This window comes from Piscinibacter defluvii (assembly GCF_004011805.1).
GTDB lineage: Bacteria > Pseudomonadota > Gammaproteobacteria > Burkholderiales > Burkholderiaceae_C > Piscinibacter > Piscinibacter defluvii.
In genome coordinates this window covers 1-11,289 of record NZ_RCHJ01000038.1, presented here as the reverse complement: position 1 = coordinate 11,289, position 11,289 = coordinate 1, and the positions used below count along the sequence as shown (strand labels likewise).

The 11,289-nt window shown below is 69.1% G+C and carries 15 protein-coding genes; all 15 read right to left on the bottom strand.

Annotated elements, in window-relative coordinates:
• Positions 1-3: 3 nt before the first annotated feature.
• The 15 genes from D9C15_RS31585 to D9C15_RS31525 all read right to left on the bottom strand — a co-directional run bounded on the left by D9C15_RS31585 (position 4) and on the right by D9C15_RS31525 (position 10,906).
• Entirely contained in the window at positions 4-798 is a 795-nt protein-coding gene (locus D9C15_RS31585) for a hypothetical protein (RefSeq protein ID WP_128003455.1), read from the bottom strand.
• A gap of 31 nt (positions 799-829) precedes the next feature.
• Complete coding sequence (locus tag D9C15_RS31580; protein ID WP_128003454.1) at positions 830-1,297, bottom strand: hypothetical protein; 468 nt, start codon at positions 1,295-1,297, stop codon at positions 830-832.
• A 15-nt stretch (positions 1,298-1,312) separates the two neighbouring features.
• On the bottom strand, positions 1,313-1,897 hold the full coding sequence (locus D9C15_RS31575) for a hypothetical protein (protein ID WP_128003453.1): 585 nt from the start codon (positions 1,895-1,897) through the stop codon (positions 1,313-1,315).
• 15 nt (positions 1,898-1,912) lie between these two features.
• Positions 1,913-4,030 carry a phage portal protein gene (locus D9C15_RS31570; protein ID WP_164886944.1) on the bottom strand — a complete coding sequence of 706 codons (2,118 nt, stop codon included), beginning with the start codon at positions 4,028-4,030 and terminating at the stop codon, positions 1,913-1,915.
• Between the two features lie 16 nt (positions 4,031-4,046).
• Positions 4,047-4,277, bottom strand: a complete 231-nt coding sequence (locus tag D9C15_RS31565; RefSeq protein WP_128003451.1) for a DUF6148 family protein — start codon at positions 4,275-4,277, stop codon at positions 4,047-4,049.
• Complete coding sequence (locus D9C15_RS31560) at positions 4,274-5,059, bottom strand: hypothetical protein (protein WP_128003450.1); 786 nt, start codon at positions 5,057-5,059, stop codon at positions 4,274-4,276. Before D9C15_RS31560 ends, D9C15_RS31565 begins: the two co-directional genes overlap by 4 nt.
• A gap of 181 nt (positions 5,060-5,240) precedes the next feature.
• On the bottom strand, positions 5,241-5,732 hold the full coding sequence (locus D9C15_RS31555; protein ID WP_128003449.1) for a helix-turn-helix domain-containing protein: 492 nt from the start codon (positions 5,730-5,732) through the stop codon (positions 5,241-5,243).
• A 5-nt stretch (positions 5,733-5,737) separates the two neighbouring features.
• Entirely contained in the window at positions 5,738-7,789 is a 2,052-nt protein-coding gene (locus D9C15_RS31550; protein ID WP_128003448.1) for a terminase gpA endonuclease subunit, read from the bottom strand.
• A gap of 303 nt (positions 7,790-8,092) precedes the next feature.
• A complete protein-coding gene (locus D9C15_RS31545; RefSeq protein ID WP_128003447.1) occupies positions 8,093-8,293 on the bottom strand; it encodes a hypothetical protein in 201 nt (66 codons plus the stop codon).
• Positions 8,290-8,862 (bottom strand): hypothetical protein, encoded by a 573-nt coding sequence (locus D9C15_RS31540; RefSeq protein WP_128003446.1) that lies wholly within the window; start codon positions 8,860-8,862, stop codon positions 8,290-8,292. Before D9C15_RS31540 ends, D9C15_RS31545 begins: the two co-directional genes overlap by 4 nt.
• Before the next feature lie 203 nt (positions 8,863-9,065).
• On the bottom strand, positions 9,066-9,329 hold the full coding sequence (locus D9C15_RS31535; protein WP_128003445.1) for a hypothetical protein: 264 nt from the start codon (positions 9,327-9,329) through the stop codon (positions 9,066-9,068).
• A 2-nt stretch (positions 9,330-9,331) separates the two neighbouring features.
• Positions 9,332-9,481: a hypothetical protein gene (locus D9C15_RS33615; RefSeq protein WP_164886942.1), complete on the bottom strand. Its 150-nt coding sequence runs from the start codon at positions 9,479-9,481 to the stop codon at positions 9,332-9,334.
• On the bottom strand, positions 9,478-9,969 hold the full coding sequence (locus D9C15_RS31530; protein ID WP_128003444.1) for a RuvC family protein: 492 nt from the start codon (positions 9,967-9,969) through the stop codon (positions 9,478-9,480). Before D9C15_RS31530 ends, D9C15_RS33615 begins: the two co-directional genes overlap by 4 nt.
• Entirely contained in the window at positions 9,969-10,121 is a 153-nt protein-coding gene (locus tag D9C15_RS33610) for a hypothetical protein (RefSeq protein WP_164886941.1), read from the bottom strand. The genes D9C15_RS31530 and D9C15_RS33610 overlap by 1 nt, the downstream gene beginning before the upstream one ends.
• 20 nt (positions 10,122-10,141) lie before the next feature.
• Positions 10,142-10,906, bottom strand: a complete 765-nt coding sequence (locus D9C15_RS31525) for a hypothetical protein (RefSeq protein ID WP_128003443.1) — start codon at positions 10,904-10,906, stop codon at positions 10,142-10,144.
• Positions 10,907-11,289 lie beyond the last annotated feature (383 nt).

Below are 11,289 nucleotides of genomic sequence, written 5' to 3'. Positions count from 1 at the left end.
GGATCAGGCCGTGTACAGGGTGGGCCGGCTGGCGTCGATGAATGCCGGGTTGTGCCCAGCGCCCGACTTGTCGCTGATGTCGGTCGGCGTCGGGTTCTGGTTCATGTACCAGACCGAGGAAGCGCCGGCCGAGGTCTGCGGCGAGTCGATGCTGTCGTTCGCGGCCTCGGCCAGCATGTCCGCATCCCCCAGGTAGGCCGCGTACTTCTGGAGCCCGCGGAAAGTGCCGCTCAGCCGTTCGGCGTTCGGGTTCCACGGCGCATCGCCGACGGTGAAGGCCTTCGTTCCAGAGTACGGCGTCAGCAGGCCGCCGAGGTCCTTGGTGATGACCTTGGTCAGATCCGGCAGGTTGTAGAAGAACTGGACGATGCTGGTGCTGCCCACGTCGCGCACGCGCACGGCCTGCGTGTACCAGACGCCCTTGGTGCCGACGGTCGAATTCCCGTTGTCGTCGACGATCCAGTCGCTTCCGATGGCCGAGATCTCCCAGTTGTGCACCGTGCCACTGGACCCAGGCGTTCCCTGCGGGTACAGGTGCGCGCCGTAGTAGTCGTACGTCCCAGAGAACGAGCCATCGCCGCGGCCGTTGAAGAACGTCGTGTAGTAGCCGGTCTGCTGGCGAGGGTTGACTCGGAAGATGATCGTCGCCGGCGACAGTTGCAGGACGTTGCCGCCCGTGAAGCTGAACCATCCGCTCCCACCCGAATCGCCGTTGCTCGGGAAAATCAGGCCGGTGGCGGCGGGCACGAGGACGCCCGACTTGGCGATGAATCGAGGCCGCCCAGCGATGCGCGGCATTCGCAGCGGACGCCTGAGCACTGCGCCGCCCCTACGGCTTCAGCTCGACGGTGAAGTCGAATGCCACGTTCGGCGTGCCGGAGATGCCACGCAGCGCCACCTGGTAGGCCGTCGACTTCCAGAACTCGAGCTCGGCGCCAGGCACCGCCACAAGCCAGTCGCGGCCGCCCAGCGGCTGGAAGCGCAGGCGCGCCTTCGGATCCGACTCGAGCGTCGGCTCGGTCGTGTACCCGTAGACGATGCTGAAGCCGCTTGGCACCGAGAGTCCGTCGGCGTTCGGGTCCACCGGCTTCGGCGTGATCGAGGTCGGCGAGCCGCCCGAGCCGTTGGCGCTGGCCAGGTAGATGCCGAACTCTGCGCCGGCAACCGCCGCACTCGCCATGCCGACGACGCTGCCGCTGATGAAGCGCAGCATGCGCCCGGCGGGAACGTTGATCACCGCGGACGCAACTGTGAGCGACTGCGCGTGCGAGCCGCGCGAGAAGGTCCAGAGGCTCATTGTCGTGGCTCCTGGTTAGGCGTCCAGACGGTGGGTCTGCGAGTTGACGGTCAGCGTGCCCTGCGCGCCGAACGCCTCTTCGACGATCGCCGACACCACGCACTTGCGCCCCGGCTCGCCCGTGATGTCGATCGCGGTGCCGCCCGAAGTGGCCGCCACCTTGAACGTGTTCGTCGTGGAGTCGCGCACGAAGTAGACCGTGCCCTCGGTGAGACCCGCGGGCACCGTGTCGCCGTAGAAGACGACCTTCTGCGTGTCCGCGTAGCCGTGGGCGGGCACGGTGAAAACGTCCGTCGCCGGATCGACCTTGAACTCGTTCTCGCTGCCGCCGTTGGCGATCATGCCGAGGAACGATCCGGCGAGCCCGGTCCAGAAGCCGATAAAGCGCACGGTCGTGCCGGCTGGGATGTCAAACACCGGGTTCGTGCTTGCAACCTTGGCCGCGCTGGCCGCCGCCGAGTAGGTGACGGCCTTGCGCGCGTAGGCCGGGCTGCCGCCCGTGACCTCGTTGGCGCCCGTGGCGCTGTAGGCGGTGTGCGCGGACAGGTGCGTCGCGCCGATGCCATCGAGCATGTTGTTGCGTGCCAGGTCGGTATACATGGTGAGGTGATCCTTTCAGGGGATGGATTCGGCGGACGACTGCGACATGACCTCGGCGAGGTTCACCGGGGCCGTCAGTGGCAGCTTCAGGTACTCGCGAGCCAGTCCGCTCTCCTGGTCGCGCACTGGGACGATCCGGTGCCCGTAGGGCGCGCCGGCGGCGGAAGGGGCGGCCGAGTCGATCGGCTCGATCGGCACCTTCAGGTACTCGCGGGCCAATCCGGTGACCGGATCGCGCATTGCGATCAGCCGGCAAGGCCGATCCGCGGCCTGCGGCTGATGCGCCGCAGGTGCCTGGACCGCTGGCGCAGGGGCGGGAGCCTGAAGGAGGTGCAGGTGCTGGTCGGCCTGCTCGATGACGACGTGCGTCGGCTCCTGCTGCAGCTGGATCTGGATCGGCTCGTTCGTGATCGCCACGTCGACCTTCACCGGCTCGCGCGCGAGAGCCTCGACCCGCTGGTGCAGCGCCTTGGACGTCTCGGCCTGCTGCTGCATGGCCTTGGCAGCCTCGCTGAGCTCGGCGGAGGCCTGCGGCTGTGCCGGCGCATCGGCGGTGCCCTGCTGCTTCGGCTGCGTGGCCGCGCCGGCCTTGGGCACCGGCTGCATGCCGGCCTTGTCCAGCATCTGCAGCTCGCGCTTCTTCGTCGGGAAGGTGCGCGTCCAGTCCGAGCCGAACAGCTCCCACTCGGCGCGCTCGTGAGTCATCAGCCGGCCGTCGATCGCGTCGCGGTAGGCGGCGACCTCGTCCTTCGGGTTGATCGAACCCTGGCTGTCGCCGTGCCACGCGGCGCGGGTGTAGGCCCAGCGGATGAGCGGGTCGCGGAAGAAGCCCGGCGCCTTGATGCGGCCGATCGACACGGCTTCGGCCATCCACGTCTCGTAGACCGGCTGGCAGAAGCTCAGCACCAGCCAAGCGCGCTCGGTGCGGAAGTGCTGCCAGGCGTCGAGCAGCGCGGCCTTGCTGGCGCTGTAGCTGGCGTTGAACTTCTTGGTCAGCAACTCGACCGGGATGCCGAGGCCGGCGCCAATGAGCGTGAGGATGCTCATCACGAAGGGGTCGTAGGCCGTGTTCGGCCGCTGCGGGTTGGCGAACACCGCCTTCTCGCCCTTGCCGAGGCCGATGACCGCGGCGGGGCCCATCTCGAACTCGTCGCCGCTGGGCGGCACCGTGTCGTTCTCGCCGGCCGGCGGCTGGCCGGTGTTCGTGCCGTCCATGCCGAACACCGGCGCGGGCTTGCTGGCCCCGTCCTGCTCGATAAAGACGGTGTAGAAGGCCGACACCACCGCCGCGGAGATTTCCGCTTCGGTGTAGCGCCCGAGGTCCTTGATGGCCTGGATGACGGGCGCGAGGTACGGCACGCCGCGCGTCTGCTCCGGCCGCGTGGGCCGGTAGTGATGCAGGATCTGCCGGCGGCCGCTCGTGCCGAAGGCGTCGTACCAGCGGCCCTCGAAGCTCTTGCTGCCGGTGACGAGCAGGCCGCCCGGGTGCTGGTCGAGGATGTGGTAGCCCACCGGCGCGCCGTTGCGCAGTCGCACTCCCTCCACCACGTCCAGGTCGTTGGCCTTCCCGAAGGGGTTGGCGCAGCGATCCGCTTCGATCAGCTGCAGACGCAGCCGATACGGCTGCGTGGCGGTGGGCTCGCCGTCCGGAAGGATGGTGAAGCAGTCGCCGCTCTCAAGGCGAGAACCCAGCACCAGCTCCTGGCGCTCGTAGAAGGTCTGCTGCCTGTCGAGCGTGCACTCCTTGCTGTCGGCGAACAGCGAGAACTCGCGGATCGTGTTGGCCTTCCACTCGGCCGCCTGGTCGTCCGACCAGCCGAGGACGGCCGCGTCCGGCTCGGGCACCGGTTGCAGGCCTGTGCCGACGACGCGCGTGAGGTTGGACTCGATCGCGCCAGCGGCGATCGGGTTGAGCCGGCGCAGCTCTCGCGACTCGCCGCGCTGGCGACGCAGGCCGCGCACGATGTCGGCATCCGCGCTGCGCGGCGGGACGAACCAGCGGCCGTTCATCGGGCTCTGGCCGGCGCCGTCCAGGCCCTGACCCGAGAACGCCTCGAAGGCGCTGCGCTGCATGGCGCGCCTCATGCCGCGCCGCGGCGAGAAGTAGCCGATGGCCCGATCGATGAGGTTCATCGCCATCGCCGGCGCCTCAGTTCATCGGCCGCGCGTACAGCACGCGGCGGCGGCCGGCGGCCGCGTTGTCGATGTCGTCGATCTGGCGCTGCAGGTCCTTGATCTCGGCCCGCACCTCCGAGAGGTCGGCCCGGCGCATGCGGCGCGCGGTCTGGCCCTGCCCGATCGTGTACTCCTGCCCGCGGAGGATCTTGGCCTCGGCCGCCAGGTAGGCGGTGAGGCGGGCCTGCAGCTCGTCGCGTGTCATCGTGGCTTGGAGGTGATGGCGTTCGCCAGCCGGACGAACTCGGGAACGAAGTCGGCGTCGGCGCGGGCCTCGACCACGCGGGCGAAGTCCAAGCGCTGCCGGTACTGCGGCGGCTTCTTCACGAAGACGAAGACGGGCTTGATGCCGCGGCCGTCGCGCCGGTAGATGCCCGGCTGCAGCTTGCTGCGCGTGACGACCTGCTCGCCACCGACGATGGAGATGCGGTCCAGGCCGGCGACGAAGTACGGGGCGTTGCGCGCGTTGCGGCGGCTTCGCGCGCTGTCGGAGCGGTTCTGGTACCGGTCGAACGACGCGCGCACCGCGGTCAGGATCCGCTGGATCTCGCCACGCGGGATGTTGCCGAAGCTGTCGAGCTTGGCCTCGGTCGACGGCACGACGCGCCAGCCCTCGCGCAGGATGCCGGCGTAGCGCAGGTTGCGCTCGAACCGCTTCTCCTTGCGGCCGCCGCCGAAGACGTTGGGCAGCAGATAGTCCTCGGGCCGGGTGCCGTTGTTCGCGGCGTCGTCCTTCACGAACACGCGGCCGGTCAGCGTCTCGCGCTTGGAGTCGATGACCCGCGGGCTGTTCAGCGTGTAGGCGTTGGGCCGGTCGAACACCCGCGGCATCTCGGCCTGGATGTCGCGCCGCGCGCGCGACAGCACGATGTTGATCGCACCGTTCGCCGCGTACGGGATGACGCGCTCCGGGATGTCGCGCAGCTGCGCCACGGCGGCATCCAGCCTGCCGCTGCGCTTGGCGGATAGGCTGAGGGCGTCGGGCACCGGGAGGCTCCAAAGAAAGAGCCCCGGCACCTTGCGGTACTCGGGGCTCAGGGGGACTGAACGGATTGGCGGGCGACTCGCTGCGCTACGGGCGCAGTTCAGCCACTAGCCGAATTGGGGCGAATTCTGGGCCTTTCTGTCTCACGCGCGCTCATGTTTTTTGTCCCGCTTTTTCGGGACACTACTCCGAGTCGTCAGCGACGAGGCCTTCCGCCGAGGGCAGCGCATCAAGCGCAGCCCGGTCGGCCTCCATGATCTGTCGGTGGGCGATCCAGGCTCGCTGCCTGAAGTCGCCGAGGTGCCGGTACCACGCTGAACGGCTGATCCCCAGCAGGTCGGCAGCCGACTTGACGTTGCCGACGGCGTGCACGTAGTGCAGCTCGAACACGCGCCGGGACACGTCCTTGGGCTGCGCCGCGATGGCCAGATTCATCGCGTGCAGCTCGGCGCTGAGCTTCGTGTCCGGCGGCCCGCCTCGCCTGGCGCCGGTGCCCTTGGACGTGAGCTTGCCGAGGATGCCCGGTGCGATCGGCGGCGGCCCGAGGAAGCGCCGGGAGCGCGACCAGGCGGCCCAGCGCCAGCACAGGTCGTCCATCTCCATGCCGCTGATGTCCAGGCGCTCTTCCTCGCCCTGGTCTTCGGTCGTGATGGTGGATGCGGGTTCGGAGGTCATGGTGGTCAGCGGCGCAGGCCGCGAGAGAGCACGCGGCGCGCGGGCGCCGGTGCGGGTGCTGGTGCTGGTGCAGGCGGTGGAACAGAAGGCGGCTTCGGCGGGACGGGAGGCGTTCCAGGCGGGACGGGAGCGCTCGAAGGCGAGACGGGATCGGCTGGAACAGGAACGGTGGCGATTTCGGCAGCACGTGCGCCGACGATGTTCCGGCGCAGGCGGGCCCAGTCGGCGTTCGTCCACTTGTGCAGGCCGAGGTAGTGCGCCATCGCGAGATTGCCGACGTGCGTGTCCAGCTGCTCGTTGCGCACGCCGTTGGGCTTGACGTACTTGCGCACCGCCCTGCCGCGCACGTACGCGGTGACGCGCTTCTCGGCGAGCAGCTGCTCGAAACGCTCGAGCTCGTAGCTCGCGGGCCAGTGGTAGGCGCCGGGCCCGCGCTCGAGGCCGAGCCGGTTGAAGATGTGGTCCTTCGCGGTGTCCGTGCCGATGCGCCAGTACTCGCCGCCGTTCTCGACCCGGTTGCCCTGCCAGTCGATGTCGTACCGGTTGGGCTTGGAGGCGATGATCGGCCGGTTCGGCAGGTTCTCGCCGCGGGTGACGACGCAGCCGACGTGCCTGCGCTGGGCGCCGTAGTTGTAGACATCCTGGGTGTTGGCACCGCCGGCATCGATGCCGTAGCAGGAGATCCGGATCAGAGCGCCGGAGGCATGAACGAAGGGCGTCGCCCGCAGCGCATCCAGCTTCGCCCAAACCGACGACTCGGACTGCGGATCGTCGATCGGCGCACCCCACAGCACCTCGTGATCGACGATCCAGCCCTCGAGCCCGGGGCCCCACGCCTGGATGGTGGCCTCGAGTCGGTTGGGCTGGGTGTCGACGAACATCGTGAGCACCAGCGCCTGTTCCTGCACCACCCGGGCCGGCAGCTTCTCCGCGATGGCGCGCTTGTGCAGCTCGGAGGCCGTCGAGGTGACATCGCCCGCAGCGTACGGCAGGCCTTCGCGCGTGTTCGTATAGACCTGCAGCAGCGACTCATCGCCGCGCTCCTTGGCCAGCAGCGCCAGGGCCAGCTCGCGCGCCAGGCGCAGCCAGGTGATGGAGCCCGGCGGCGCGTAGTAGGCGGAGAGCGTGACGCTGATCGTCTCACCGTCGCCAGCAGCACCGGCAACCCAGCGCGCCATGCCGCCCAGCTCGGCGTCGAGCAGGATCCACGACTTGTGATGTTCCTCAATGACGCCGCCGCACTCGGGGCAGATGAAGTGGGCCCAGGAGACGCGCTCGGTCTCCGGGTCGAAGCCGTACTTGAAGTTCTCGCGCACCAGCTCGTGCAGGTGGTCGCAGTGCGGGCACGGCACGTGGTAGCGCTCCTGCGTGCCGAGCAGGAACAGCTGGTGGATCTTTGACTCGCCGAGCAGGTGCGGGCTGCTGACCTCGTAGGCCTTCGCGATGCCCTCGTAGGTGGTCTGCCGCGCCTCGGCCAGCTTCACCTTGTCGCCCTCGCCGGCGCCGTGGCCGCGCCAGGCCGGCCGGTCCACCTCGTCCAGGAAGATGTACCGGGCCGGGATCTCGGCGAGGTTCGTGTCGGCGCCGGCCGTGGCGAAGTAGATCGTGCCGCCGTCGAACTCCTTGGACTCGACCGTATTGCGCTTGTCCCGCGAGCGCGGCGGCGCGATCTTCTCCTTGACCGGCTCGCAGTTCTCGACGGCCTTGCTGAAGCGGGCCGACAGACGCTTGACCAGGTTGTCGTTCGGCTCGAGCGCAAGGATGTTGGCCGGCGCGCGGTCGATCCAGCCCAGCGCGGCGTTGATGAAGATCTGGGTCTTCAGCATCTGGCTGGCCACCATCGCCACCACGCGATAGGCGCGATGGCTGGGGCTCAGCGCCTGCAGGATGCGCCTCGCGTAGGGGGTGTGGCGCAGGCTGTAGTGCCCGGAGAACGCCGAGCCCTTGGGGATAACGACGTGCTCTTCGCTCCACTCGTCGAGCTTCAGCTCGGGGTCCGGCAGGATCGCCTCGGCGATCGTGCGCAGGACCTCGGCCTCGGCGTCGGTTGGCACCATCAGGTCGCCGCCCGCAGCAGGACCGACTCACACCGTCGGCAGTACTCGAAGGTTCCGGCGCCCAGCAGCGGAACGCTCTTGGTTGCGACAGTCACCATCCCGCAGGCGCTCGTCAGACCGTAGGCGCCTTCAGGTAAAGCCGCAGTCCGATCGGCCGTCCAGTGATGGGCGATGGTCCCCTTGAACGGATGCTTCCCCCATCCGCGCGAGAAATCGTCGGGCACTGCTCGGCCGCTGACCGTGCCGCCCTGCCGGGCCATTGCCTCGAGAAGAGGCGGCAGCTGAAAGTGATTCGACATTACCTCAGAGCACCGCCCGGATCTTGACGTCGACCTTCTCGACCCTCTCCACCGAGTTGAGCACCCGGGAGGTCTGGATCTTGATGTCGCACCACAGCTCGCGGAACTGGCCGAGCGAGGCGATGCGCTCCAACTCCTGCTCGATGCGCTTCTCGGCGGCCTGGATCTCGGCCTGCACGTAGGTGATGTTATTCAGGTCGCTCACGCTGCTTCCTCGGTCAGTGGGTTGGAGGTGTCCTCGCCGCGGGGCTTCGGCAGCTTTGCCACCGTCGACGCCAGCGTCTTCTCGGCGAAGGTGCGGAAGATGTGCGCCAGCTCGTCGTCGATCAGCTGCTGCACGTCGCGCGGATCGGTCATGGTCGCGACGCGCGCGGCCACGCGGCGCCCGAGCGGCATGGCGTCGTCGCGCAGGCGTCGGAAAGCGGTGGAGATCGCGGCCAGCGTGCTCTTGCGGTCGATGAGCAGGTGATCCCGCTCGAGCCGCTTGGACCGAGCGATCAGCGCCTCTTCCGCCTCGCGCTCGGCCCGGGCCGTCTGGTAGGTGATGAGGCTGGGATTCGGCGTCGGCACCGACTGGCTCGCGACCACCGGTGGCGCCGAGACCACCGCGGCGGCCGTCTTGCCGCTGGCGCGCACTCGCGTGGCGATCGCGACCTTCGCCAGCTCGACGTCGATGAGGCCGTCCGAGCCACGCTCGATGACGCCGCGCTTGATCAGCTTGTAGATGCCCTGACTGCGCACATTGAGCTCGCGCGCCAGCTCGGCGCCGGTCACGCGGCGCACTTCCTTCTGTGGTTTGGGCACCTTCCGTGGCATGCCTCGGCGTCAGCAAGGGCCCGCGGGGTACAACCGTTTGGAATCCCCTCTCGCTAGCGCGAGTGCGGGGGCCGAATTACCCGCACGTCCTACCCCTCCAGAAGGACCCATACCCCCCAGGCGTAGGCAGACACTATGGGTCTCGTCCATAGCGCGGAGCATCACGTCGCCTTCTCCTTGCGCCGCGCGGCGGCGCTGGTGATCTTGCCGGCCCATCGCTTCACGTGCTCGTGGCCCTGCATCCAGGCCTCGCCGAACAGAGCTTCGAGCGCAGCGCGGTACTGCGGCGTGATGCAGCGGCGCTCGAGCGATTCGACGTGCGCGCCGAGCGATGCGAGCGCCCTCGCCTCGCAGCTCATGCAGCCACGATGGAACTCGTCTCGCGTCGGCTCGCGTTCGGCATCCGCACACGCCTTGCATCGCATGGTCAGCTCTTCGCATTGGCAGCGTCCTTGAGCACCTTCGACAGGAGCTTCGTCGCTTCCAGGTTGGCCTTGGAGGACATCGCGAAGACGAACAGCCCAACCACGACGAGGCCCATCCCCACCTTCTCGAAGAACCACGAGATCAGCTTCATGCCAGTTTCCTCAGGCCCCAGTGCGCCAGCAGCAGGGCCTCGCCTCGGTTGTGATCCTTCTGCCGCTTCAGCAGGTGCTGCACGTCCGGATACAGCGACCGCGCGATGGCCAGCGACGCATCCTTGCTGCTGCCCAGCCCGTACATCGCCTTCCAGGCCTGCGGGTCCACCCAGACCGTCTCGATGCCCGCCAGCGCCAGCACCGCCCGCACGCAGCCCTTCGTCTCCATCAGCGAGCCGTTGGACTGTGGGGAGTTGACCCTGCCCGGGAAGGTGTGCACCTCCTCGACGATCGCCGTCGCCTTCTCGCCAGGCTGCACCATGCGCCGCAGCGCGGCCAGCAGCTCGACCGGTGCGACCGAGCGCTTGACCATGCCCTTGCCGGAATGCGCGAAGGTCGGCATGTCCTCGATGTCGGCGACGCCGCGATGCTCGAGCCGAGCGATCGCGCCGTCGAGGCCGAGGTCGATTCCGATGAAGACGGCCATCACACCCCCAGCGCGGCGAGCAGCGCCCACACGCTGAGCACCGCGAGCACGGCCAGCACGACGCCGGTGCCGCTGGGGCAGTCGCGCTGCTCGGCGTCGGGGCTGCGCGTCATCGGCAGCGAGCAGTGGTTGTCGAGCTGGTGCGTGTGCATCGCTGCCTCCGTGGCGGCGGTCACAGCCGAATGCCGCGCGAGGCGGCGTATTCCGAGACCGCGCGGTCCATCACGCGCTTGCGCTCGTTGAGCATCGCCTGCTGCTCGGCGCTCGGCTCGCCGCTGTTGCTGTCCGGCATCGGGGGGGCCGGATCGTCTCGGCGGGTGAACCTCGCGGCCATGCGGTCGCGGATGGCCACGATCCGGGCCCTCGCCTCTTCGGCGAAGGTGGCGTCCATGCTCTGCTGCGCGTCCTGACGCAGCCGCTTCGCCTCCGGGTCCGGGATCGGGCGGTACTCGCGGGCCGCGAACCAGCGCGCCAGCGCGGGCTCCCAGCGCTTGCGCACGTCGGCGAACTGCTTGACCCTCAGCTCGGCGGCGAAGTCGCGCCCGGCCCAGAAGACGGCCGGGTGCGACCAGTCGAAGCGCTTCCCGTTGCGCAGCGCCAGGAAGCCCTGCTCGGCCTCGGCCCACGCTACCTCGGGGTCCAGCGAGGGCCGGCACAGCAGCAGGAAGTCGGGCAGGTTCGGCGCGAAGCGGCGCGTGCGCACCGCAGCGAGGCCGCGGCGGATCTCGTCGCCGCTGAAGCCGACCAGCGCCTGCGCCCACTCCGCCTTCACCAGCTCCGGGTCCGCGCCGGCGTAGAGGTTGCCCAGGGCCGTGCCGAGGATCGCCTGCAGCCGGCCGAAGAGGTCTTCGACCCAGGCATCCGGCACGGCGTCAGCCGACGTGGCGAGCGGCGACGTCAACGACATCGGCGAGCGGCGGTTCGGGTCTCGGGTCATGGTTCGGTCCTCGGTTGCTGCGGCCCGTGAGGGCGTCCAGGGTGGCGACGGCGCGGTCGGTGGCGGTCTGGCGCGGTGCGGCGCGTGCCGGCGGCTTCGCGTCCTTTCCGGCCTTGCGGATCCAGTTCCGCCAGGTCGCGAGCCAGTCGCTCTTCGCCGTGGCGAAGGTGTGGTCTCTGAACGCTCGGGTCTCGGCCTCGAGGTCGACATGCGGGCACTCGGCAGCGAGCTTTCGCCACTCGTCCGCGGGGACCTCGAAGTCGTCAGGGCAGCGCTTGCTGGGCCGCGGCGAAGCCGTGGGGGGTACCCGCGAAGCGGGGGGGCCTCCTGCTCCTGCTCCTGCTCCTGCTCCTGCTCCTGCTCCTGCTCCTGCTCCTGCTCCT

Excerpts from the sequence above, each read along its gene's own strand:
- D9C15_RS33615 (WP_164886942.1), bottom strand. The coding sequence starts at position 9,481 with ATGAAGCTGATCTCGTGGTTCTTCGAGAAGGTGGGGATGGGCCTCGTC.
- D9C15_RS31525 (WP_128003443.1), bottom strand. The coding sequence starts at position 10,906 with ATGACCCGAGACCCGAACCGCCGCTCGCCGATGTCGTTGACGTCGCCG.
- D9C15_RS31535 (WP_128003445.1), bottom strand. The coding sequence starts at position 9,329 with ATGCGATGCAAGGCGTGTGCGGATGCCGAACGCGAGCCGACGCGAGAC.
- D9C15_RS31565 (WP_128003451.1), bottom strand. The coding sequence starts at position 4,277 with ATGACACGCGACGAGCTGCAGGCCCGCCTCACCGCCTACCTGGCGGCC.
- D9C15_RS31585 (WP_128003455.1), bottom strand. The coding sequence starts at position 798 with ATGCCGCGCATCGCTGGGCGGCCTCGATTCATCGCCAAGTCGGGCGTC.
- D9C15_RS31580 (WP_128003454.1), bottom strand. The coding sequence starts at position 1,297 with ATGAGCCTCTGGACCTTCTCGCGCGGCTCGCACGCGCAGTCGCTCACA.
- D9C15_RS31550 (WP_128003448.1), bottom strand. The coding sequence starts at position 7,789 with ATGGTGCCAACCGACGCCGAGGCCGAGGTCCTGCGCACGATCGCCGAG.
- D9C15_RS31530 (WP_128003444.1), bottom strand. The coding sequence starts at position 9,969 with ATGGCCGTCTTCATCGGAATCGACCTCGGCCTCGACGGCGCGATCGCT.
- D9C15_RS31555 (WP_128003449.1), bottom strand. The coding sequence starts at position 5,732 with ATGACCTCCGAACCCGCATCCACCATCACGACCGAAGACCAGGGCGAG.
- D9C15_RS33610 (WP_164886941.1), bottom strand. The coding sequence starts at position 10,121 with ATGCACACGCACCAGCTCGACAACCACTGCTCGCTGCCGATGACGCGC.
- D9C15_RS31575 (WP_128003453.1), bottom strand. The coding sequence starts at position 1,897 with ATGTATACCGACCTGGCACGCAACAACATGCTCGATGGCATCGGCGCG.
- D9C15_RS31570 (WP_164886944.1), bottom strand. The coding sequence starts at position 4,030 with ATGAACCTCATCGATCGGGCCATCGGCTACTTCTCGCCGCGGCGCGGC.